The 21698-nt window shown below is 54.6% G+C and carries 23 protein-coding genes and 4 tRNA genes; 16 read left to right on the forward strand and 11 right to left on the reverse strand.

The genetic code is table 11. The annotated features are described in order from the left end of the window. From HMPREF2625_RS03385 to HMPREF2625_RS03395, 3 genes are all read left to right on the forward strand, one after another. Positions 1–2565 (forward strand): YhgE/Pip domain-containing protein, encoded by a 2565-nt coding sequence (locus HMPREF2625_RS03385; protein WP_070521788.1) that lies wholly within the window; start codon positions 1–3, stop codon positions 2563–2565. A 48-nt stretch (positions 2566–2613) separates the two neighbouring features. Then, a complete protein-coding gene (locus HMPREF2625_RS03390) occupies positions 2614–3225 on the forward strand; it encodes a TetR/AcrR family transcriptional regulator (protein ID WP_246826613.1) in 612 nt (203 codons plus the stop codon). A 224-nt stretch (positions 3226–3449) separates the two neighbouring features. Then, positions 3450–3536 (forward strand) — tRNA-Ser (locus HMPREF2625_RS03395). A gap of 78 nt (positions 3537–3614) precedes the next feature. Here the strand turns inward: HMPREF2625_RS03395 and HMPREF2625_RS03400 are convergent. The 3 genes from HMPREF2625_RS03400 to HMPREF2625_RS03410 are packed head-to-tail and all read right to left on the reverse strand — an operon-like array spanning position 3615 to position 5554. Beyond that, entirely contained in the window at positions 3615–4436 is an 822-nt protein-coding gene (locus HMPREF2625_RS03400; RefSeq protein ID WP_070521794.1) for a hypothetical protein, read from the reverse strand. Next, the gene (locus HMPREF2625_RS03405; protein ID WP_246826615.1) at positions 4426–4566 is read right to left on the reverse strand and encodes a peptide methionine sulfoxide reductase; all 141 of its coding nucleotides are present in this window, start codon (positions 4564–4566) and stop codon (positions 4426–4428) included. Before HMPREF2625_RS03405 ends, HMPREF2625_RS03400 begins: the two co-directional genes overlap by 11 nt. 49 nt (positions 4567–4615) lie before the next feature. Beyond that, a complete protein-coding gene (locus HMPREF2625_RS03410; protein WP_070521797.1) occupies positions 4616–5554 on the reverse strand; it encodes a hypothetical protein in 939 nt (312 codons plus the stop codon). 573 nt (positions 5555–6127) lie between these two features. Between HMPREF2625_RS03410 and HMPREF2625_RS03415 the strand changes: the two genes are divergently transcribed. The 5 genes from HMPREF2625_RS03415 to HMPREF2625_RS03435 all read left to right on the forward strand — a co-directional run bounded on the left by HMPREF2625_RS03415 (position 6128) and on the right by HMPREF2625_RS03435 (position 10091). Continuing rightward, the gene (locus HMPREF2625_RS03415) at positions 6128–6799 is read left to right on the forward strand and encodes a hypothetical protein (RefSeq protein WP_070521800.1); all 672 of its coding nucleotides are present in this window, start codon (positions 6128–6130) and stop codon (positions 6797–6799) included. Between the two features lie 6 nt (positions 6800–6805). Further along, a complete protein-coding gene (locus tag HMPREF2625_RS03420) occupies positions 6806–7447 on the forward strand; it encodes a hypothetical protein (RefSeq protein WP_070521803.1) in 642 nt (213 codons plus the stop codon). 47 nt (positions 7448–7494) lie between these two features. After that, complete coding sequence (upp, locus tag HMPREF2625_RS03425) at positions 7495–8133, forward strand: uracil phosphoribosyltransferase (protein WP_013397921.1); 639 nt, start codon at positions 7495–7497, stop codon at positions 8131–8133. Positions 8134–8678: 545 nt separating this feature from the next. Beyond that, positions 8679–9446 (forward strand): winged helix-turn-helix domain-containing protein, encoded by a 768-nt coding sequence (locus tag HMPREF2625_RS03430; RefSeq protein ID WP_004005657.1) that lies wholly within the window; start codon positions 8679–8681, stop codon positions 9444–9446. A gap of 123 nt (positions 9447–9569) precedes the next feature. Then, entirely contained in the window at positions 9570–10091 is a 522-nt protein-coding gene (locus HMPREF2625_RS03435) for a SixA phosphatase family protein (protein ID WP_070521806.1), read from the forward strand. Between the two features lie 189 nt (positions 10092–10280). On the opposite strand, the gene HMPREF2625_RS03440 is transcribed toward HMPREF2625_RS03435, so the two are convergent. Then, positions 10281–10372: transfer RNA gene (locus tag HMPREF2625_RS03440), tRNA-Ser, on the reverse strand. Positions 10373–10600: 228 nt separating this feature from the next. Here HMPREF2625_RS03440 and HMPREF2625_RS03445 point away from each other — a divergent pair. Further along, complete coding sequence (locus HMPREF2625_RS03445; RefSeq protein ID WP_070521808.1) at positions 10601–11170, forward strand: cell division protein FtsK; 570 nt, start codon at positions 10601–10603, stop codon at positions 11168–11170. 220 nt (positions 11171–11390) lie between these two features. After that, a complete protein-coding gene (locus tag HMPREF2625_RS03450; protein ID WP_070521811.1) occupies positions 11391–11723 on the forward strand; it encodes a DUF4190 domain-containing protein in 333 nt (110 codons plus the stop codon). Positions 11724–11793: 70 nt separating this feature from the next. On the opposite strand, the gene HMPREF2625_RS03455 is transcribed toward HMPREF2625_RS03450, so the two are convergent. Further along, positions 11794–11881 (reverse strand) — tRNA-Ser (locus HMPREF2625_RS03455). Between the two features lie 149 nt (positions 11882–12030). Here HMPREF2625_RS03455 and HMPREF2625_RS03460 point away from each other — a divergent pair. From HMPREF2625_RS03460 to HMPREF2625_RS03470, 3 genes are all read left to right on the forward strand, one after another. Next, the gene (locus HMPREF2625_RS03460; protein WP_070522608.1) at positions 12031–13041 is read left to right on the forward strand and encodes an NAD(P)H-quinone oxidoreductase; all 1011 of its coding nucleotides are present in this window, start codon (positions 12031–12033) and stop codon (positions 13039–13041) included. Positions 13042–13205: 164 nt separating this feature from the next. Continuing rightward, on the forward strand, positions 13206–13724 hold the full coding sequence (locus HMPREF2625_RS03465) for a dehydrogenase (RefSeq protein ID WP_070521814.1): 519 nt from the start codon (positions 13206–13208) through the stop codon (positions 13722–13724). Positions 13725–13992: 268 nt separating this feature from the next. After that, positions 13993–14868, forward strand: coding sequence for an HpcH/HpaI aldolase/citrate lyase family protein (locus tag HMPREF2625_RS03470; RefSeq protein ID WP_004005648.1), 876 nt, complete (start codon positions 13993–13995; stop codon positions 14866–14868). Positions 14869–14962: 94 nt separating this feature from the next. Here HMPREF2625_RS03470 and HMPREF2625_RS03475 read toward each other — a convergent pair whose 3' ends face one another. From HMPREF2625_RS03475 to HMPREF2625_RS03485, 3 genes are all read right to left on the reverse strand, one after another. Further along, entirely contained in the window at positions 14963–15157 is a 195-nt protein-coding gene (locus tag HMPREF2625_RS03475; RefSeq protein ID WP_013397915.1) for a hypothetical protein, read from the reverse strand. A gap of 645 nt (positions 15158–15802) precedes the next feature. Further along, the gene (locus tag HMPREF2625_RS03480) at positions 15803–16363 is read right to left on the reverse strand and encodes a DUF4865 family protein (RefSeq protein WP_246826620.1); all 561 of its coding nucleotides are present in this window, start codon (positions 16361–16363) and stop codon (positions 15803–15805) included. Between the two features lie 46 nt (positions 16364–16409). Continuing rightward, complete coding sequence (locus HMPREF2625_RS03485) at positions 16410–17006, reverse strand: TetR/AcrR family transcriptional regulator (RefSeq protein ID WP_246826622.1); 597 nt, start codon at positions 17004–17006, stop codon at positions 16410–16412. Between the two features lie 105 nt (positions 17007–17111). Between HMPREF2625_RS03485 and HMPREF2625_RS03490 the strand changes: the two genes are divergently transcribed. Further along, on the forward strand, positions 17112–17321 hold the full coding sequence (locus HMPREF2625_RS03490; protein WP_141745409.1) for a hypothetical protein: 210 nt from the start codon (positions 17112–17114) through the stop codon (positions 17319–17321). 8 nt (positions 17322–17329) lie between these two features. Here the strand turns inward: HMPREF2625_RS03490 and HMPREF2625_RS03495 are convergent. Next, positions 17330–17404: transfer RNA gene (locus tag HMPREF2625_RS03495), tRNA-Thr, on the reverse strand. Positions 17405–17563: 159 nt separating this feature from the next. Here HMPREF2625_RS03495 and HMPREF2625_RS03500 point away from each other — a divergent pair. Both HMPREF2625_RS03500 and HMPREF2625_RS03505 read left to right on the forward strand, forming a co-directional pair. Then, positions 17564–18385, forward strand: a complete 822-nt coding sequence (locus HMPREF2625_RS03500; RefSeq protein ID WP_070521823.1) for a DsbA family protein — start codon at positions 17564–17566, stop codon at positions 18383–18385. A 9-nt stretch (positions 18386–18394) separates the two neighbouring features. Then, positions 18395–19240 (forward strand): spermidine synthase, encoded by an 846-nt coding sequence (locus HMPREF2625_RS03505; protein WP_070521826.1) that lies wholly within the window; start codon positions 18395–18397, stop codon positions 19238–19240. Positions 19241–19296: 56 nt separating this feature from the next. Here the strand turns inward: HMPREF2625_RS03505 and HMPREF2625_RS03510 are convergent, their stop codons facing one another. Beyond that, complete coding sequence (locus HMPREF2625_RS03510) at positions 19297–20334, reverse strand: EamA family transporter (protein ID WP_070521829.1); 1038 nt, start codon at positions 20332–20334, stop codon at positions 19297–19299. Between the two features lie 112 nt (positions 20335–20446). Beyond that, positions 20447–21517, reverse strand: a complete 1071-nt coding sequence (locus HMPREF2625_RS03515) for an EamA family transporter (protein WP_070521832.1) — start codon at positions 21515–21517, stop codon at positions 20447–20449. Positions 21518–21698: the final 181 nt, after the last annotated feature.

Raw genomic sequence — 21698 nt, forward strand, 5'->3', positions numbered from 1 at the left:
GTGAGTGTAGTTCGTGTTGCGCTCGTCGAACTTAAGCGTCTAACCTCCGGGGTGCTTCCGGTACTGGTGCTTCTTGCTATGTCGTGTATTCCGCTGCTGTACGGTTCACTGTACCTGTACGGCAACTGGGATGCCTACGGGAATGTGAACGGTATCGTGGGCGCGCTCGTGGTGGAAGACGAGGGCGCGAAAGATGCCTCCGGTAACGATCTGAACACCGGTGCGGATGTCAAAAAGAGCCTGCTGGATGCGGGAACCTTCGACTGGAAGAGCGTAGAGACCCGTGATAAAGCCGTCCAAGGCGTCAGCGACGGAACCTATGATTTTGCGCTCGTGATTCCGAAAGACTTCTCGGCCAGGCTCGTGAGTACCGGCTCGTTCAAACCCGATGAGAAAGGCAACACCGGTCCCATTAACCCGCAGGCCGCCGGACTGGAAATCATCACGAACGACGCCAATAACTATGTGCTCACCAACATCGTGACGAAGGCGGGAACAGCCGTGCGGGATTCCGTAGCCTCCAAGGTGGGGGATAAGACGGCGAACACTCTGCTGGCAAGCTTCACGACCATTCACGGCAAAATGAATGAGGCAGCTGACGGCGCCGACAAAATCAACGCGAACACCGTCAAACTTTCCGATGCGATGACCCAACTCGCTGACGGAACCGGAACCCTCAACGATGGTGCCGTCAAGCTCGCGGACGGTTCCGGGCAGCTGGTGGATGGTTCCGGTAGGCTCATCGAAGGGCAGAATAAGCTCGCCGACGGTTCATCCCAGTTGGCTGACGGCGCGGGCACCCTCAACCAAGGTGCCGGAAAAGTCAATGACGGTGCCGTCAAGCTCGCGGACGGATCATCAACCCTGGCCAACGGTGCCTCTGACGCGCATAACGGCGCTTCCCAGCTGGCGGATGGCTCGGCAGCCCTCGCAAACGGCACCGGCAGCCTTAAGAAAGGTGCGAACGACCTCGCCCAAGGTGCCCAGCAGGTCGCCGACGGAACGCATTCGCTCAAGAATGCGCTGGATCAGGACGGGGTGCGTCAACTTCCCGGAACGCTCACCGCCATGTGCCAAAACCTGAACTCGATCGACACCTCCGCCCCAAGCGGGGATTTCGGCACAGACCTGTCAAATACGGTGGTGTCTAAGGTTGCCGAAGATACCCGGCAGAAACTAGCGCCTCTCGTCGAATCCGGCTCCATCAGCCAGGAAACCGCCGATGCGATCGTCGCCAACATCAACTCTGAACAGACGAAATCGGTTGTAGCATCAGCGAACGATCAGGCACTCAAAAACCATCTGGCGCAGCACGGACAAGCTGGTTCAGATGTGTTGACGAAGCTGCAAACCCTCAAAAACGACAACTGCGTGGCCACCGGGGAATCCGCTGCAGCGCAAAAACTCAGTACCCTGATTGACGGGGTGGATAAGCTCGATTCCGGCGCCACGGCGGTAGCGCAGGGTGCCGGAACACTGCGCGACGGCATCACCAAACTCGATTCTGGGGCAACCACCCTAGCGGACGGTTCAGCTAAACTCGCCGACGGCACCGGGAAAGTTGCCGATGGTGCCTCCACCCTCAATAACGGAGCATCCCAGCTGGCTGAGGGCACCGGCGAACTCAAAAACGGTACCGGAAACCTGCACAACGGCGCACAGCAGCTTGCCGATGGTGAAAAAGAAGCCGTAGACGGCCAAAACAAACTGCACGAGGGCGCAACCACACTGCAGGACGGGTCATCTCAGCTGGCTGACGGCACCGGAAAACTCAACAGCAGCACCGGCCAAATCGCCGACGGCACGGAACAGCTCAAAGACGGAACCGGGCAGCTCTCCACCGGACTGCAAAACGGCACCCGCCAAATCCCCAACCTGAACGAAGAACAGCAAAAAGACGTAGCCTCCGTCATGTCCTCACCCGTGGACCTCGAACACAGTTCCCTAGCCAACGGGCGTAACTACGGCGAGGGCATGGGACCGTTCTTCATGTGCCTAGCCCTGTGGATCGGCGGCCTGATGCTCGTGCAAACCCTGCGCCCGCTCAACAACCGTGCACTGGCCTCAAAGGCACCGACGGCGCGCATCATCCTAGGAAGCTGGCTGCCGTTCGGACTGATCGGTATCGCCCAGGCAGTACTCATGTTCGCGGCAGTGAAATTCGGGCTCGGATTCCAGATGGCACATCCGTGGCTTGCCTTCCTTTTCCTCTGCTTCGTTGCAACGATCTTCACCCTGTTCATTCACGGCGTGGTGGTGTTCTTCGGCTCGCCCGGCAAGCTCATAGCCCTGATTATCATGATCCTGCAGCTCATCACGGCGGGCGGCACCATGCCCTACGAAACCCTGCCACACGCCATGAGGTGGATGCACGACTTCTTCCCCATGGGCTACGCCGTTACCGGTATGCGCAGGCTCAGCTACGGCATCAACGAATCCAGCCTGATGCCGATCATGATGTACCTGCTGCTGTGGGGTGCCGCCGGTCTGGTGCTGGGGTACCTGGGAACTCGCCGCGACCGCATCTGGTCCCTGAAAAAACTAATCCCCGAAATCACGGTGTAGGGCCTTAGTATGGAGAGAACAGCAACCGCCACGAAGGGAACCATCCCCATGCCCGATACGCCGAACCCCGCACGCCGACCGGGCCGCACCGGCAAAACCCAACGCAAACTCTTCACCGCCACGATGGAGATCATGGAGCATCGGGGAAGCGCTCACGTGAGCATTGAAGAGGTCGCCCAACGCGCCGGGGTCTCCAAAGGCACCGTGTACTACAATTTCGGATCGAAGAAAACCATGATCGACCGGCTTCTGCAATACGGCACGCACCTGCTCGTGGAGAGCATGAGCGAAGCTTCCATCGCTCAGAGCGACCCGCGCGAAGGGCTGCGCAAAAGCATCTCCACGGCGCTCGCCTATCTGCACGAACACCGAGGGTTCACCAGGCTCTGGGTGAGCGAAGTGTGGAAGGGGTTGGACGCCTGGACCGACTCAATGGTGGACAACCGCCAAGAAATCCTGGATTTCATAGAGTCGCGGGTACGCGCCCTGCGCAGCCGCTACACGATCGATACCGCCCAGGATACACGTGCGTTGGCGCTTTCTATTTTTGGTGCTACTTTTATGCTGGCGATGGATCGGGAGATACACGGGGTGCAGCGTAGCATCGAGGACTCCACCCGTGCGGTCATGCTGGTATTTGACGGCTATATTCGGCACTGATGGATGCGGCTTTCAGGCGATATTGGGGTGCACAGCCGCTATGGGTTCGCTCTCGACTGAAGGCTAAACCCCTTGGGTAGGAACTAAGTTCGGCAGGCAGAATAAGCGGTATGATGCGCTTGTCACTAAGGATTTGAGGGGTGTCCCCATACCTTGGATGGAACCGAGCAAGGGGGTAGAGTTTTTGCCCCCTTGGGGCGGATGCGGTAGAATTACATCCTATTGGTGGTGTGTCCGAGCGGCCGAAGGTGCATCACTCGAAATGATGTTTGGTGTAACAGCCAACGAGGGTTCAAATCCCTCCACCACCGCATAGCTAAACCCGTTGGGTCTTAAGAATTTTAAGACCCAACGGGTTTTCTGCATGTCACGCTTATGGAACCATAGGCTTAGGTGAGGACGAAGTTTGTGGTCCAGGTGAAATCCCCCGACACACTCTGCCTACTACGGAAATCAGGCTCACCAGCAGGCCTGTACCCTTCCCCGTACCCGTCTAGGGCTAACCCCGAAACAGTGGGCACCTCCAACAGGCGCTGCACCCACAACTTTTCCCGAATATATTGCACAAGTATTTCAGCATCCTGAGTATTGTTCGGATCAGCCCAATACCCATAATCCAACCGAAACGCCACCTGAGAACCCACATACCGGCACGGTTCTATATGCGGTTTAAACCGATACACCACCCCTGCGGTATCGGTCAGCTCAAAGAGCCCGTTCTCATCCCCTAACAGAGTGAAATAACTAGAGTCAATCTGCCAGTAGTGCAGCACCTGCTTACGTCCCCGGTTATTGACCCTCATGAGTTTCTCGGGCAGGATTTCCCGGTACGAGACCCTGCACACCCACAAACCCCACACCACAGAAGGAAAACCCACAATAATAAGTCCTAATTCAACCCATTCACTTGTGGTATATCCAGGCTTATAATCCTGTGAAACAAGAGTCGCGATAGTCATAAGGCCCAAAAGAGAAGCCAAAAAGAGTAACAGCAAAAGCGTTACCCATAAGAGCATTTTAATGAACCACGAGGCTTGTAACCGCACCGACGCCAACACCCGCACCACAGCCCGAGGATCAGAAGTTTCTTCTACCACCTGCTGGGTTTTCTGCTCACGCTCACGCCGGCGCCCTTCAAATACTGCTGAGAGCCAAAACGTCCCCACCACAAAGACTAGGCAGAAGAGACCAAAGATAAGTTCACTGCTCATCAGCAGCTACCGTCCCTGATGTGCCGGTCTGAAGACTAGCCCAGGGAGCCTCGGATTCCCCACGAGCATTTTTAATGGTGCCGCCATAGGTTTTCGCCCCAGCAGTGAACCCAGATTTGATGCTATTCACCCCAACCTTATAAACATCAAGCGAATTAATCCTTGAACCGCTCAAATACCTACCGTGTAATCACAGACTTCGCATACACAAAATCCTCCACCTCAGGAACCACGCGAACATACCCAGCACCAGGCGAAGGACTCCCAACCGGCCTTAGCCCCACATCACGCTGATCCAAATGAGCACTAGCAGGCACCTCCAATAAACGATACACCCACCGAAAATCTGTCACATACGCAGCAAGCGCACACATATCAGACACAGATAACGGATCAGCCCAATACCCATAATCCAGCCGAAACGCAATCTGCGACCCCACATACACACAGTTATACATCCCTGGCACAAACCGCGCCTTATACCCCTGCCGAGTCTGCACCTCAAACACCCCATGCTCCGTATTACGAGGATCAAAATAATACCCAGCAATCGCATGATACGGAAAACTCTTTCGAGCACTACCCAAAGGCTTATGCACGATTTCCGCACGCCGAAAATTCACATAATCATCACGACCGAACCTAATACAAAAAACAGCAACAGGAAACGTTACACAAGCAACCACAAAATAAGGTAAATAATCCTGTATAGGTTTTCCGCCTATCAGGTCTAAAACAGAGGAGCAGACTAAAAATGCAAGCATTACAATCGTTGCCCATCCTGCAATAGGGAATAACAAAGGCCGCCTCTGAACAATATTCGTAAAACTCTCCACAAACTCCTCGACATCCCTAGCAGGAACAGATTCAGGAGTTTCTCCCAAAGTATCAGAGCGCTCGTTCTCATGCGCAGCACTTCCCTCAGCAGACGAGTCTTCTCCTGTCTTGTCGGGTGTTCTTGGCACACGATGCGAGGACGGTGTGGCACCCCAGTCCATGGCATACGTCGAGGTTATTTTTTGATAGTAGTTCTTTTGTTTTTTCTCGCTTCGATACGAGAGGTAACTAAAGATAGCGATGCCGCTAAAGATGAGGGAATAGTAAATGTAGTTTCCCATTGCTGTTATTCTCCAGGCCCCCTATACTCTTTATCCCTATTATTCCTACCAATAACTTATGATTTCGACCTTTAAGTCAGGACTTCCCGTGAGTGAGTACAGCGCCTACACTGCCGGAGGTAGAAATCTAAACATCACCCCTTAAAGGTCAGGTTGGTTGTACTCGACCGGTGCATGTCCGTTCCCGTATATGCATGATTCGGCAACCGCCTCACACGCGAAGCAGCCCGACATGCCGCGCCTAAATGTACTGTTCATGACGAATATCCTTGACTAACCCTTATGTGAAGGTTAGGGTAAATATATCCTATACAGTGTTCTGTGACACTCGCAAACATTAACTATATCTACGTTGATATAACTACAACCACACAAGGAGCAGCGATGCCGCACGTCCGCCCTGAACCTATCGCCCCTGAAAACAGCTGTTCACCACGTTCTTTGGGCGGTAAGCCGGCGCCTATGCCTGACGTGTAAATTGATGATGGGGTATCTGGTAGCCTCAGAAAATGGGTATTATGCTGATCCGAACAAGGTGGAGGATGTAGCAAAGTATGCTAAAGGATTTTAGAAGTGGATCAGATTTTTGGAGTTACTCTTCTTGCTCTTCAGCTTTTATCCTGTGTCTTGATATATAAGAGTGTAAAAAATAAAAATTACACTACTTATAAATTCCCTCGTTGTGGAAGAAGGACATATATCTTTGAAAGATTTACAAAATTTGGGCTAGTGTGTTGCTTTATTTTGAATTCTATAACGGTTCTTTTAATATTATTTGACCCAGAATTTGGTGGTGCATTTGTTATGTTGCCTTTGGGATTTTTGGGCTGGTATTTATGTTTGTTTATGTATTTGGATTGTAAAAATTTTTATTTGCAGACGACACCAGAGGGTATGATGTGGGCTAATTTCCTGGCAATATCTCATCACGCGCCGTATAAAGATATTGTTAAATTTACCTATAACTCACGCGATAGTGGAGATATCGGTATTGATCTTACGTGGCTTGTGGTAAAAACAGCTCGTGGAGGTACTTTACGTTTTGACCCCATACTAACGGATGCCGGTTTGCTGATGGCGCAGCTGGCGTTCCGCCTCCAAAAAGGATACTGGGCACGGAGCGATAGTCCAGAAGACCAGCGGGAAATTCAGGAGTATCTGGAAAGCGACAAAGAGACATGTGAATATCTCTTTCAAATTTCTCGTTGCGTTATTGAACATGTTCCTGAAGAGAAGCCAGAGTGACAGGTCATGGCACTGATAGATTTGTTACGATTCTTTATCCCTATCTCGGCAATTATTGCCGTATTTTGGTGTGTTTCATTCATTGCTCGAATTTCAGAACCTAAACCACTTGTTTCTGGTGCAGATGATAATACAGAATTTAGGCTCCATTGGGTATACAAAATTTCTGTAGTAGTCATTGATATTATTTGTTTAATGGTCGCTGTATTCTTGATATGGGGATCGATAACATCAGGTCCTAGAGCGCTTGTTGCTCCCATGTTTTGGGTTATCATAGCTATTTTCTCTATTATTTTTATATACATTCACAAATCTTTCAGTGATATGTATGTGCGCATAGATCCCCAAGGAATTACCGTGAGAAAATTTTATGGACGTAGGAAGAATATACCATATACAGATATTTCTGAGTACATCTTTAAACCACACAGCGATAAGCTCATCATTAAAGACTTTCGGGGCAGAAAAACTCTTATCCGCCCCTTAAAAACCTCTACGCAGTTATCCCTTTTCCACTTGGCTTTCCGCATGACTGAAGGACGCTGGGCTCAACCGTATAGCACTGATGACCGGCGAAAACTTGAGGAATCTATCGAAACCAATAGTGGAGTACAGTATCTTCTCGACCATCCCCACGGCAAACTGTAGTAACCGGCAAACAGCGCCCGCACTAGTAGGCAGAGTAAACTGAGAGTATGCGTATTAAGATTCTTGATCACCCGCTGGTGGCGCACAAGATTAGTGTGCTCCGCGATAAAAACACTCCCTCACCCACGTTCCGCCAGCTCGTCGATGAACTCGTTACCCTGCTCGCCTATGAGGCTACCCGTGAGATTCGGGTTGAGCAGCGCCCTATCGAAACCCCGGTGGCGCGCACGATGGGAACCGTTATCGCTAACCCGAAGCCTCTGGTTGTGCCGATTCTGCGCGCCGGGCTGGGCATGCTTGAAGGCATGACTCGCCTGGTTCCCACTGCTGAAGTCGGGTTTTTGGGCATGGCTCGTAACGAAGAGACCCTCGATATTGTCACCTACGCCGAGCGTCTGCCCGAAGACCTGACCGGTCGTCAGGTGTACCTTCTCGATCCTATGCTCGCTACCGGTGGCACCTTGATTGAGGCTATTAAATTCCTGCGCGAACGCGGCGCCGAATCCATCACCTGTGTCTGCCTGATTGCCGCCCCCGAAGGTATTGCGGCCCTCGAAAAGGGCGTTGAGGGTCTGCGGAATATCGACCTGTTCCTTGCCGCCAAAGATGAGCGCCTGAACGAAAGGGCGTATATTGTGCCCGGTTTGGGCGATGCGGGCGACCGTCTCTACGGGCTGGCGCAGTAGCGCATCCTTAAGGGTCTGACGATTCCGCGCGGGCGGTCTTAGACGTCGGGTGCCGCAAACATGTGCTTTGGCGATTGATTCTTGAGATTGCACGCGGAGCGTCGGTCCTTCTGGACCCCTCCATGCTGTGATGTGCACCCTTCACCACATGCATCTGCGAATGCGGCGAAAAACACTAGTACTGTACGAGTCGCCGGTATCCTTGGGAGCCTCCGCTCCAGAACGTGGAAATTGCGCCCGGTTCGTATGCGGTCAGAGGCTCTGAGCACGCGGCTTTTTGGGGTATCGGTTCCGAATCTCCATGTATAATATGAGGGAGAAACGGTGCTTGTCAGCGTCGTTTCCCGGCACTGAATCAAAGTTCACGAGGGTGTGAAGCTGCGAGCAGAACGTCGCAGATACCCCAAGTTGCTTGATTTATGAGTCAAATAATAGAAATATTGATAGCAAAGGAAACGCCGCCTTTACCGCGCGGTGTTTGAGCATTCCGCATCATGCAGAATCAAGGGACCCGTACGCAACAAATCTTGAGAGAAGGTTGAACAATGTCAGGTGCAGTACCTGGATACGTCCACATCTCCCAGCGTGGTCGTGCTGCAAAGCGTCAAGTGCCGCAGCAGAACCGCACACAAGGGTCCGCAGCTACTTTGCGCCCGATGACCTTCTCCTCCGGGGATCAGCAGGGCACCCAGAAGGCAGGAGCTCAGGAGAACGAGGCGCGCGGGTTTGTGCTGTATGTGGGGCTCAATGAAGAACTTGCCGCAGCCAACGGCACATCGCTGGTGCGTATTGTGCAGGATTTGCGAACCTATGCACACCATCTGGCACCTGAGGCCGAATCCTATGCCGCCGTTGCTTTGGCTCCCGTTCATGCGGAGGGCAGCGATCTTGAGGTTGTGCGCAATGCGCTTGGCGATCCGACTGCCGTGTTCTACCAGGCGGAGCTGCACAAGCAGGCGCGTGAAGCCGAACAGCCCGCAACTCCCAGTTCTAATGGCGTTCTGATCGATTTGGCACGTCGTGAGGTGTTCCTTGATGGGGAACAGTTGATGCTCACCTTCAAAGAGTTTGAGCTTCTGGCGCATCTGGTTGAGAACTCCACTCGCACCGTGGGGCGCGATGAGCTTTTGGAGTCGCTTTGGAGCGCTGGGGACGAGCATCCCCACGAACGCACTATTGACGTGCATATTCGGCGTTTGCGTTCGAAGTTGGGGCGTCTTTCGGGAACCGTGCGTACCGTGCGCGGTCAGGGGTACCGGTTCTTTGAGCATCCCGAAGTTGTGGTGTGGGCCGCCCCCGAATACTCTATCTAGTCTTTTTACGCTCGAAACCCCGCGTTCTTTCTTAAGAGCGCGGGGTTTTCACATGCCGTTTTTGTGGCGCGTTATCACGCGGCAACCCGGCGTATCGGGGCGCCTACGTTGTACTATGAAGGTATGGTTGAGAACTCACTCCGAGACGTTAAGCGCCTGATTATCATGCGTCATGCCGAAGCCGACTGGGGTATGGATGATTTTGATCGCCCACTGACTAAGCGCGGGCATCGGCAGGCTGCGGCTGCGGGCTCCTGGCTCAAGCAGAAGGGCTATATTCCCGAGCAGCTGATGTCTTCGGCGGCGCTGCGCACCCGGCAGACCACCACCTGGATTTCGGATGCGCTCGGTGAGCAGGCACCTACTCCGCACCTGGACGAGGGTCTGTATGAGGTTCCTGCATCCCGGGTGCTGGCGCGCATTAACGGGGTTTCTGAGAGCGTGCGCACGCTTATGGTGGTGTCGCACCTGCCTGCGGTACAAGATGTGACCTTACAGCTTGCGAGCCCCGATTCTGACTACAATTCCCTGATGGACGCTTCCTATGGCTTTTCGCCTTCGTCCGTAGCGGTCTTTGAGGTGCCGGGGGAGTGGGCGCTTCTTGATGGTGCGGATGCGCGCCTCATCGACTTTATGAGCTTCTAAATCCTATCCGCAGTCGGCACACTGCGCCCTCGCCCTTTCTTGCTGAACCGCAGCTTTTTCGACTGGGAGGGCAAGGTTAGCCAGGCGGAAACAAAGCTGCATCATAAGACAGACTGCAAAAACTTGATGCCCTACGCACCTAGGACGCAGCGAACCCCCGCACCTTTTACGGTTCGGGGGTTCGTTCTTTGGCGGAGACGGGGGGATTTGAACCCCCGGTCGAGTTCAACCCCGACCCTTCATTAGCAGTGAAGTCCATTCGGCCGCTCTGGCACGTCTCCACGGTGCACAAAACGAGTGCATCCCTATAAGAATATCGGGAGTAAGCAGACTGGTCAATTCGGAATTGCCGACCAAACTTCCCCCATGAGCGAAAAACAACGCGCTATAGTTAGAGATGTCGCCACGCCCATTCACGCAGGCTGAAAACGGTTCCCCAGATATTTCCTTACAGCAGGTAGACAGTGGGCAGGTCTAGTTGTCGCTTCTTGTCACCGAAAGGAATAGCTATGTCTGAGTATCCCGCGGGAGAGCAACCGTCTCAGTCGCAAAACCCCCATCAGGGTGAGGACGCCTACGAGAAAACTCGCTCTCTCTCTGACTCTCTGCCCGAATACACTAAGCTTTATCAGAACCAGCAGCAGCCCGCTCCTAGACAGCAAGACTATCAACAAACTGTTCCTCAGCAGTACTATCACCAGTCCGCCCCCCAACAGTATTACCAACAGCCTGCTCCTCAACACTACTATCAGCAGCCGGTATATGTGCAGCCCGTGCCCATGATGACGGTTGTCCCCAAAACCCCGCAGCAGATTGCCGGTGAGCAGGCGGCACAAACCTCTTTAGCGCTGGGCATTGTTGGTTTGGTGCTCGCTCTCTTCTGGGTTACGAGTGTGATTCCACTGGGTTTGGGGATCTGGGGCGCGATTAAAGGTGCTCAGGCTTCACGTGTCGGAGTTCCCGCCGGAGGCGGCCTTGCCACCAGCTGGATTGCCCTGTCGCTGGGGGCGATTGAGACTCTGTTCTTCTTTATTCCGATGGTGGCGTTTGTGATAGCCGCTATAGCCAGTACTCGGTAGCAGCCGTGGAAGCCCCGCAGAATCCCGATGTCGGGAGGACAGCGGGGCTTTATCGTGCATGATCTGGGCGCTTTAGCACGTACACGGTGTTGGTATGGATTTGTTAATACGGCATGTTGGAAAGCGTGTACTTATCTTTAACCCTGTACAGTAAATAAAGCCGATAATGAAATAGATCTTATGTGCAACGATAGGATCGTCTACCCCAAGAAGGATAGTAATGTCCGAAAACTATAACTTCCAGCCTCAGCAGAACCCGCAAGACGGATACCCCCAGCAGGGTTACCAGCAGCCGTACCCGCCGACAATTGATCCTGAAGCAATCAAAGCAGAGAAAAACGCAAAAATCTATTCCATTACTTCCCTTGTTCTAGGTGCTGTCGGTATTGGGATTTTTACCATCGGTTTTGGGATTGTTGCCGTAGTTTCCTGTATTAGGGGTCTTATTGCTAATAAGGGAAAGAATGCTGGCTATACCGCTATGGCGCTTATCGGGGGTATCCTCGGTGTCTTTGATATTGTGCTGTGGTTCCTCTCAAGGTTGGTCTCGTAACCTGCAGATTCTACGCAGAAAACCCCGCGGTACACCTGAGAATTCAGGCGCATCGCGGGGTTTTAGTATGCGGATGGTAAGGGATTTGAACCCTTGAGACGGGGTTACCGCCTACTGGTTTTCAAGACCAGCTCCTTCGGCCGCTCGGACAACCATCCCGGTATTTTCCGCCCTTGAGCGGAAAAGGTACCCGCCGATTATCTCATGTTCTATGCTTTTCTGTAAATCTGAACATTGCGGTATGCCCCGAGAACACATGCTAATCTCGGTGCAGGAAGATACAGATAAGAAGGTTGTTGAGGCTACTATGCGCGCCATTGTCGAGAAAGAACATGGAGATCCAGAGGTTCTAACGCTCTCTGAGGTTCCGATTCCCGCCCCTGCACCCGGGCAAGTTTTGGTGCGGGTGCATGCCGCCGGGCTGAACCGGGCGGATTCCCTGCAGCGGCGCGGGCATTATCCGCCTCCTGCGGGGGCAAGCTCCGTATACGGTCTTGAGATTGCGGGCGTGGTAGAGACTGTGGGCGAGGGCGTTGATCCCGCTCTGGCGGGCGAGCGCGTTATGGCGCTTCTTGCTGGCGGCGGTTACGCCGAGTATGCGGCGGTAGATGTGCGCCATACTCTACCCGTTCCCAAGGGTATGAGCATGGTTGAGGCAGCGTGCATACCGGAGGTTGCCGCGACGGTGTACTCGAATCTGGTGCTTCTGTGCGGGATGAGCCTTGATCCCGCGCAGAATAACCCGGCGGAAGATGAGCAGACTTCGCTCCTGGTGCATGGCGGTACCGGGGGCGTGGGCATGCACGCTATTCAGCTGGCGCGCGCCGCCGGTGTGCGGGTCTTTGCGACGGTCGGTGATGACGAGAAGGCTCAGGTGGTGCGGGCGTTGGGGGCGCATCCGATTAATTACCGCACGGAGTCTTTTCGTCAGGTGATTCAGCGTGAGAGTGCAGGTCACGGCGTGAATTATATTCTTGATGTGGTGGGCGCGAAATACCTGGAAGATAATCTGCGGTCTTTAGCCGATGGTGGGCATCTGGCGACGATTGCCGTGCAGGGCGGCCGCCGCGCGGAACTTGATCTGGGTCTTATGCTAACGAAGCGCCTATCGGTGCACGGTACATCTTTGCGGTCACGGTCTGCGGATGAGAAGGCAAAAATTATGGCAGGGGTACATGAGAACGTGTTACCGTTGCTTGAGCGCGGCGTTCTTTCGGCGAATCTTGACCGTGAATTTCCGTGGTGGCAGGCGTCGCAGGCCCATGAGTACTTTGATACTGGTCAGCATCGCGGCAAGGTTGTTTTGCGTGTGATGTAAGTCGTGTTGTGCTGGTTTGGCTGGGCTAAATGCGTGAATTTTTCGAGAGCTTAATCCCACATCAACATTTTTTGTACGACATCCTGTCACCAAAATAAGATTTAGGGTACCCTAAGTATATAGAGCTTTCTAGACGCACGACCGGCTGAGCATGAGGAGGGGCTATGGGACTCAAAGATTTCCTACAATCACGGCGTGATGACGCGGAACTTGGGCGTGGTCTCTGGCGTCGTGCGCACGATCGGTTTATTCGCGGTATTGATCGTTTCCATCAGGTTCTTGAACGCCTTGCCGATACCGAGATGATCGAACTTATCGTGCCGGATGCGAATACTCTTGCCGATCTTATTCCGCGGGTTCGTACCGTCGCGATGGAGGCGCAGCGTATTGCCCCCAGTGATGGCATGGATATTCCTGCCTCCCCTGAGGGCACGTTCTCGGATCTGCATCGGGCGCTTTCGAAAGCTGGCAATGCGGTAGCCCTCTGCGCTGAGGCTCTGGCGATGGCGCGGTGCTTTGGCGAGTGCAGTGTGCAGTGCCATCGTAAGATCACGGTGGAGCGCCGCGTGCAGAGTGTGGTTGAGCATGTCGAGAATGCGGAACGCCTGATCGCCCGTGCACGTGATGAAAAAGCTGCGCAGGCGCGTAACGAAAACCCGGCTCTGCAGACAACCTCGGTTTAACGTCATAAACGTGAAACTAGCGGCGATGTGCGAATAGTTGTGTAGTCGCGGGCTCCGTATAATTTCCCCGATAATTTCGGGGGTTTAGTTTCTTTTGAGGGATTCACGTCGCGAACTATCCAACATAAAACCATATAAATCCGCGTAAAACCCCACACGACATGAGGTAACTAGAACCTTAACTAAGGTTGAGCTTAGTATAACCATCATGGACCAGACGCCTACACTAAAAGCTCGGACACCAGCACATCAGGGAAAAGACCAACCAATGCTCGAATTCCATCGCAATGAACGTGCGCGCCAGCTACGCCCTAGTCTCTCTCGCTCCTGGCTTCTTGTACGCCCTAATTCCGCCGAAAAAGACTTTGAAGAAGCGTTCGCTAGTGAAGCAGACTCCATTATTCTAGACCTCGAAGACGGGTGCCCCGAAGACGAAAAAGACGAAGCCCGCAGTCGAGTCGTCAAAATGCTCAACTCAGGTGTGGTCGCATGGGTGCGCATCAACGCTATCACCACCGAGCACTGGTGGAAAGACGTTAAAGCCCTCAAAAACACCAAAGGTCTGCGCGGCGTTATGCTCGCCACCGCAGAACACGCGACCGATATTGACCGCACCGCCTCCGAACTGCCCGCCGGAACGCCCATCATCGCGCTTATCGAATCGGCTCTCGGGGTGCACAACGCCGTCGAAATTGCCAGCGCTATCGGAACCTTCCGCATCGCCTTCGGGGCAGGCGATTATCGCCGCGATACCGGCTCCAGCGACACCCCGATGGCGCTCGCCTATGTGCGCTCGCAGCTCGTGATCGCTTCAACTTTGGGCGGTATTCCCGGCCCTATTGATGGACCATCCGTGGGTAAGTACAAGGCGGCGCTCACCGAGGCCTGCACCTACGCCACGGCCCACGGCATGACCGGAAAACTCACTCTTGACTCCGATCAGGCAGATACCATTAACCAGGCATTCTCGCCGAGTGACCACGAAATCGCCGAGGCGCACAAAATGCTTGATGTTCCCATCGACGGGCCGCACGACGGTTCATATCTGCCGCGTTACCTGCGTGCCAAGAAGGTTAAAGAACTCGCCAAAGTCTACGGGCTGTGGGGAAAGACCGAAAGCGACGCCCAGCGCGCCAACGTCTAAAGTCTTGGTATATAAACGTGAGCCGCGCATCCTGCTTTTGATCAGGATGCGCGGCTCACGTGTTCTCTATACGGTACGGCTTCGTCGTGAGCAGCTAGTTGTACGGAGTCCTGCCGCCGGTAAAGGCATAGGCGCAAATATAGGAGGTCACAACCCCCAGCACGATGGGAACGGCAATAATGGTATCTTCACCGAAAATCCATCGATAAAAGAACCACAGCGCACAACACGGTATCAGCAGAAGCACGAATACCAACCCAAAACGCTGGGTCTGTTTTTTATGACGCATGATGCCCCTCTCGAAGTGCAAACAAAACGGTAAAACTCTTTCCCTTATTGTACGGGTTTTCAAGGGTAATCGGGTTTATAGGATATATATTGTGTGTCTATCCTGGATATTCTCGCCCTACCAAGAGCAGGTGGCTATTTGATGGATGGACCAGTTGAGGTGCTCTAGCAAGAAAGTTTAGGAATCAGAAACCGAGGATAACCCTTAATAAAAGAGGGGTACTAGCGCCAGCCTCGGACACACAATATGTCCTATACCTATAAACCACGCAAGCTTTCAAAGTCCTCAGCCGTACGTTAAGACCCGGCTTCTCCCTGCAACAACTGATTACTCCTCATCATCTCACCAACAATCCGCCTGGTAACCAAAGCGGAGCTGGCTCGATTCACCCACACGCCTCAGTGTATCTTTTGACGGCAGACCCATACTTTTTGATGCGGGAGGCTCTAGCTTTTGACGGCAACCGGCTACGAAGGTGCCTCGCCCGGCTGTTAGAGCTAGTGGAAGCACGCTTGACGTCTCATAATCCGCTCTCAGACCGTCTGGTGTCAACCACTCCACCCCTGCAAAACCGCCCCAGAACAGGTAAAACGCCGCCCGAACACCTCCCAGCAAAGTTGGGGTTCGTGCTGAGTGGTTTCCTGATCAGCGGGAGTCAATATCGGTGGTCGAGACGTGGACGACCTCATAGGAGGTGGTTTTCGGTTGTGCGTGGTCGGGGTTGGCACTGCTGAGTTCAACCTGGATGAGTTTCCAGGTTGTGACGTCGACTGCGACCAGGCGGCAGAGCGTGTTAGCGCTCTGTCCGTTAAGGAAGTCCGCAGTCAGGGGCTCTATGATTTCAGACGGTGCGGCGAACTCGGGCAGAGTGACAGTTTGGATATTGAGGCTGCGTGCTTGGGTGAGAGGTGTAGTTCCTTTGATGAGTTTGTGGACTGTCCAATCTTGGATGGGGTGACGGCCGAAATCGCGCACAATTGATGAGTACCCAGGCTCTCCCCAGCAGAAAGATCGCATTCCCTCTGTGTCGTTCCAGACGTAAAACGGTGCGTAGCAGTTTTCCACGGCTCCTTTGGCTTTCTCCTGGATAAGGTACGCCTTGAATTCCAGGCCCGGATATCCATCCATCAAGTGCCCAGTGCGACGGACGCGGTCCCTGATGATCTCCATGTCGTAGTCCGTTGGAAGCTGGACACGGTACTGCATTGAATACATACGTCTTTCCCCATTTCTTCTTAGTCCATGCGGTCACTCACTCAGAATGATCCGACACCTCGGTAGTCAGAGGTACTGTGGCCTTGCGTAGGAGCGCAGCAGCCCCTTCAACCGCCGCATCAAAGGCATCCGTATCTCGTGTGGCACGTGCTAGCACATAGCCTCCTTGTACTGTTGCTACCACCAGTGAAGCCAGATTGCGGGCATCAATGTCTGCTGCAAACTCGCCTTGGTCTCTGCCTCGCTCAAAGAGTACTGTGAGAGCTTCGAGCAGCCACACAAACGTGCGTTTGACAGGTTCGATGAGTTCTGGGGTGTTCAAGACATCGGCATCGAATGTCATTCTTCCCATGCGGCACCCCTTCAGAACATCGCGCTGTCGACGCAGATAAGCTGTTGCTATTTCGTAAGCACTACCATCTGTCGCAAGCAGCTTTTCTGCGTCTTGACGCATGGATTGGGCGCTGCATTCTAGAGCTACCACGGCCAGTTCCTGCTTATTAGTGAAGTGGTGGTACATACTGCCCTGACCAGCACCTGATCGGCGCATAATATCTTTCGGGCTGGTCGCCGAATACCCCTGTTCCCACAGGAGATCCTGGGTTGCCTCCACAAGTCGAGTCCTGCTGTCCATAACCATAACTGTACATACTAGTAGTTACAATTTGCAAGCTTAGCGCCTTCACATTGGATTCCAGCTCACATATAGGTCTCAGCCAAACACCGTAAACCTTTTGATATGGGGTTGTCCCATTTGGTGGCAACCGGCGACGAAACCTCCCCTGACCCGATTGCCGTAGCTCGCGAAGGCACTCTCTGGGGCTCATGGACGCTCGTAGGTCGGACCGCTGCCGACCGAGTCGAGCCTCGCAAAAAACCGCGTCAGAACAGCAAAAACGCCACCCTGGACACCTCCCGGCTGGAGCGGGATTTCTTGTATCCAGAGTGACGTGCGAATGGAGCCCCCTGTGGGATTCGAACCCACGACCTTTTCTTTACGAGGGAAATGCTCTACCCCTGAGCTAAGGAGGCGCACGATATACGACCTATATGGCGCGTATACCATCGCCAATATTAGCAGAGATTACAGGGTAGGGCGAATATGACCCATAACTCGAAAGGGGTGCGTTCCCCCGCAAGATATGGGAGGATAAAAAGCAAGTCTATTATCTTTACGGTAAAGGAACCCTCATGACATCTATGCTCAATCGCCGTACCGCGCTTTCGCTCGGGGTACCCGCTCTCGCAGTCGTATTCTCCGCATGCGCTAATGCCACCTCAAATTCCGGGTCGAGTGCATCCGCAAGCGGTAGCTCAAGCTCTAACGCCAGCTCAAGCGGCTCAGCAAGCAGCGCTCCCTCGGGCGATGCTTCCGGCAGCGCTAGCGCCGGGGGAGAGGCAAGCGCATCCGGTTCGGCTTCGGCCTCGGGTGACTCCGCCAAAATGACCGCCACCAAAGTTGGCGAGCGTGACGAAGTTGGATACCACCTCAACACCCCCAAGCAGGGTGCGCCCACCGTGACCCTGTACACCGACTACCAGTGCCCCTACTGCGCCAAGGCCGAACCCACCTATGAGAAGGTTGCCAAGGACCTTGAGGGCACCATGAATGTGACCGTGCGCAATATGCCGCTGTCCCAAATTCACAAGAATGCTATTGCCGCCGCACAGGCCGTGCAGGCGGCAGAGCTTCAGGGTAAGCACCTGGAGATGGCGAATAAGCTTTTTGAAACTCAGGACAGCTGGAAGGATATTACCGAGCAGACCGAGTTTGCGGGAGTTCTCCTCAGCTATGCTCAGGAACTTGGGTTGGATGAGGAGAAATTCAAGACTGACCTGGTCGATCCAAAAACCATCGACTTGATCAAGGGCGATTTTGAGTACGGCCAAAAGATCGGCGTGAAGGGCACCCCCCAATTCGCGGTGAACGATAAGCCTCTTGAGAATGTGGATTCTTCGACCTCCGCCGAGGATATGGCCAAAGAATTCAAGAAAGCCGCAGGGCTGAACTAGTCTTTCGTGATGGATGAAAGACAGCGAGAGCGTGCCGCGCTGGGCGTTCACCTGAGTGTGAGCGGCCAGCGCGCCCGCATTCTTGAGGACGGATTCAGCGAGCACGGCTATGTGCTTGAGATCGGCGGTGCCGAACAATCCCATGTTGATGCTGCTGATGCGACCGTCGTGTTTTACGAGTATCTGCGACGCATCGCCAATGTGCTGGATGTACTTGCCCCTTCGCGCGAACCCGTGACGGCTCTTCACTTGGGGGCCGGGGCCCTCACGCTTGCCCGCTATGTGCAGGCCACGCGCCCGGGGTCTTCGCAAGTGGCCGTCGATTATGAGCCACAGCTGATGGGGTTTGTGACCGAGATACTGCCGTTACCCGCAGGTACTCGGTGCGAGTTCGTGGTTTCGGATGCGCGCGCCGTGCTCCCCGAGATTCCCACGCTTTTCGGCGCTCATGCCGCATCCGACGACGGCGTTTTTCGCGGGATCGACGCCATTATTCTTGATATTTTTACGGGCATGGATGCGCCCGAACACCTTGCCAACGCCGACTACTACGCCGAGCTGCGTGAGCTCCTGAGCGCCCGCGGGGTACTCGCCGTGAACGTTGGCGATGATGCCGGGCTGCCCTTCTTCCAAGGGCAGGCGCGCGCTCTATTAGACACGTTCGAGCATGTGTGGTGCCTGTGCGATTCTTCCATGCTGAGCGGTGAACACGAGGGGAACCTGGTGCTGATCGCAACCGCACGCGAACTCGACGAAGACACCGCCGATGCGCTGTTCGCGCGGGGACCGCATCCGGCGGAGGTGCTGAGTACCGAAGAACTGCGGGATTTTCTGGGGTACCTGGCCGAGCAATAACCGCCCACGCCGTCCGCCGCAGAACCGACCCTGCACGCAGCGTAGTATCCCGTAGTCTATTCCGGCAGCGGCAGGGGAGAGGTTTGCTCGGGAGGCTCGTTCCTCCGGTAAGAATCAGAAGTTTCGTCCGCAGGCGCCGAGCCCCCGGTCGTTTGGGTAATTCCGATACTTGCCGTGATCAGCAGGATGATCGCAACCCAGCGCATCAGGCCGGTTTCCTGGCCCAACAGCGCCCACCCCGCGAGCGCCGCAATCGCCGGTTCCAGGCTGAGAAGCACACTGAAGACCTGTTCGGGAAGGTGCCGCAGGGCTGCCAACTCGCTGCTGTACGGCACGACCGATGCCAGCAGGGAGGTTCCGATCATGAAGAGCACCAGTTGGGTATCGTGCGTAACGCTCCAGAGCGCTACGGGGCCGGGGAAAAGTAGGGCTCCGGGGACCACACAGATGGCACCCACGGCCATTGCTACGGCGAGTCCGCTTGCGCCGGGCACGAGTTCGCCGACCGAGGCGCTTGAGCGAATGTAGAGTGCCCAGAATGCGCCCGCAATCAGGGCGTATAGTACGCCCAGCAAGTCTGTTTCCTGCCCGTGTACCGCTTCGAAACCAAGTACCGCCATGCCTGCCGCCGCGCAGAATACCCACACTAGGTCGCGTTTACGCCGCGTGAGGATAGAAGCCAGCACGAGCGGACCGGTAAACTCGACCGCCACCGCCAGCCCGAGCGGGATGCGCGCCAGCGCATTGTAGAAGAAGCCGTTCATGAGCCCAAGCGTGACACCAAAAATGAGCATGGCACGCCACTGGCGGGAAGACCAGCCTAAGAACCCGCCGGATGTTTTCGCAGGTATTGCCATATATGCGGTTTGTGCACCTGCCCGATGCGCCCGCCAGCGCCCGGCAATCCAGACCGCCGCACCCACCGTGATCGCGGCGAGAAGCAGGCGCAGAACTGTGACGAGCCACGGACCAAAAAGCGGGAAAAGGTGCACCGCGAAAGCCGCGCCGAATTGCAGAGAAAGGCACGAGATGATCACAAAAATAATGCCGACGGTGGGGCGCTTGCGGTGACTATGAGGGCTTAGGCTGGTCAAGAAACCTCCTAGGGATCACATCGACAACAGGCGGCGGTACCACGTGAGACTAATGGTATCGCCGCCTGCGTACTGTTGTAACCTAGGACATACCCCAAATTTGAAATATGTCCTATTTTTGGGAAGCCCCTTCTGACGGAGTTTCTTTAGCCTGCCGATCGAGCTTGATCTGCTCGGTGGTGGGCAGGGTAATCACCCCGGTCTTCTGCACAATATCGGCACCGATGCTGTCAACCGCGCCGGGCAGGAAGTGCGTAATTGTCTCCGCTGTACCTTCCTCAAGGGCTTGGCGTTCCACCCGAGCGTGCGATATCGTAATCCCGATACTCGCCGTAATCAGCAGCGCAATTGCAACCCAACGCACCGCATCAGTGGGTTCTTGCAGAATAATAACGCCCACCAGCGCCGCCGCCGCAGGTTCCAGCGAAAGCACCACACTGTATACATTCGAGGGGAGCATGCGAAGCGCCGAAATCTCGCCCAGTGCGGGAAGCGCAGAGGCCAGAAGCCCCATCGCAAAACCAAGCGCCAGTAAGGCAGGGTCGGTGATGACTTTCCCTAAATGATTGCCCGTGATGAAGAAAGGGAATGGGATAACTAAGAGTGTGGAGACAAGATTGCCCATCACCATACCGCCCATCCCCGGAATTGTGGCGCCCACACGCTCCGTCGCTAGGATATAGGCGGCACGAGAAACGGCGGTGAGAATAGCGAAAAATATACCTATCAGTGCGAAATCTTCGGGCTTTGACTGCGACTCTGCCGTCAAAATAGCCATACCGGTAAAGGAAAGGAGAATCCATATCAGGTCGAGTTTTCTTCGTGAAAGAACCGTTGCCAACACGAGCGGACCCATAAACTCGATAGCCACCGCGATCGCCAGCGGAACCTGCTGAATTGCCACATAGAAGAAAGCGTTTGCGCCGAAAAGCGCAACCCCCAAGACGATCACGGCAAGCCACTGCGGGCGCGTCCATTGACGAACTTGCGGGCGGAAAAAGAGATACAGCAGAAGCGACGAGGTGATCATGCGCAGAGCCACCACGCCCCACGCGCCCAGATCGCCCATCATCGTCTTAGCGAGCGCAGAACCGAACTGTGCCGAAATAATGGCGCCGATAGCATACGCCATACCGAGGCCCTGAGCCGCCAGTGGCGAGCGCGCCGAAGCAGGAGCAGACATATAGGTTCCTTACTGTGTGAAGGCCGGTGTTAGTGCCATTGCTAAACACCGCAGAAGACGCGTCGGAGCGCCTGAATGAACGAGTGTGTTGTGTAACCTAGCTCAATTCTAAGCCCTCGGGGCGAAAAGCCGAACTGAAACGTCATACCGTGAAATTTACTCCATCATGAAATCTATCGAA

This window comes from Rothia sp. HMSC064D08 (assembly GCF_001809525.1).
Lineage (GTDB): Bacteria > Actinomycetota > Actinomycetes > Actinomycetales > Micrococcaceae > Rothia > Rothia dentocariosa.

Coding starts and splice junctions, on each gene's coding strand:
- HMPREF2625_RS03390 (WP_246826613.1), top strand. CDS start 2,614: ATGCCCGATACGCCGAACCCCGCACGCCGACCGGGCCGCACCGGCAAA.
- HMPREF2625_RS03400 (WP_070521794.1), bottom strand. CDS start 4,436: ATGAGCAGTGAACTTATCTTTGGTCTCTTCTGCCTAGTCTTTGTGGTG.
- HMPREF2625_RS03410 (WP_070521797.1), bottom strand. CDS start 5,554: ATGGGAAACTACATTTACTATTCCCTCATCTTTAGCGGCATCGCTATC.
- HMPREF2625_RS03420 (WP_070521803.1), top strand. CDS start 6,806: ATGGCACTGATAGATTTGTTACGATTCTTTATCCCTATCTCGGCAATT.
- upp (WP_013397921.1), top strand. CDS start 7,495: ATGCGTATTAAGATTCTTGATCACCCGCTGGTGGCGCACAAGATTAGT.
- HMPREF2625_RS03430 (WP_004005657.1), top strand. CDS start 8,679: ATGTCAGGTGCAGTACCTGGATACGTCCACATCTCCCAGCGTGGTCGT.
- HMPREF2625_RS03435 (WP_070521806.1), top strand. CDS start 9,570: ATGGTTGAGAACTCACTCCGAGACGTTAAGCGCCTGATTATCATGCGT.
- HMPREF2625_RS03445 (WP_070521808.1), top strand. CDS start 10,601: ATGTCTGAGTATCCCGCGGGAGAGCAACCGTCTCAGTCGCAAAACCCC.
- HMPREF2625_RS03450 (WP_070521811.1), top strand. CDS start 11,391: ATGTCCGAAAACTATAACTTCCAGCCTCAGCAGAACCCGCAAGACGGA.
- HMPREF2625_RS03460 (WP_070522608.1), top strand. CDS start 12,031: ATGCGCGCCATTGTCGAGAAAGAACATGGAGATCCAGAGGTTCTAACG.
- HMPREF2625_RS03465 (WP_070521814.1), top strand. CDS start 13,206: ATGGGACTCAAAGATTTCCTACAATCACGGCGTGATGACGCGGAACTT.
- HMPREF2625_RS03470 (WP_004005648.1), top strand. CDS start 13,993: ATGCTCGAATTCCATCGCAATGAACGTGCGCGCCAGCTACGCCCTAGT.
- HMPREF2625_RS03475 (WP_013397915.1), bottom strand. CDS start 15,157: ATGCGTCATAAAAAACAGACCCAGCGTTTTGGGTTGGTATTCGTGCTT.
- HMPREF2625_RS03480 (WP_246826620.1), bottom strand. CDS start 16,363: ATGCAGTACCGTGTCCAGCTTCCAACGGACTACGACATGGAGATCATC.
- HMPREF2625_RS03485 (WP_246826622.1), bottom strand. CDS start 17,006: ATGGACAGCAGGACTCGACTTGTGGAGGCAACCCAGGATCTCCTGTGG.
- HMPREF2625_RS03490 (WP_141745409.1), top strand. CDS start 17,112: ATGGGGTTGTCCCATTTGGTGGCAACCGGCGACGAAACCTCCCCTGAC.
- HMPREF2625_RS03500 (WP_070521823.1), top strand. CDS start 17,564: ATGACATCTATGCTCAATCGCCGTACCGCGCTTTCGCTCGGGGTACCC.
- HMPREF2625_RS03505 (WP_070521826.1), top strand. CDS start 18,395: ATGGATGAAAGACAGCGAGAGCGTGCCGCGCTGGGCGTTCACCTGAGT.
- HMPREF2625_RS03515 (WP_070521832.1), bottom strand. CDS start 21,517: ATGTCTGCTCCTGCTTCGGCGCGCTCGCCACTGGCGGCTCAGGGCCTC.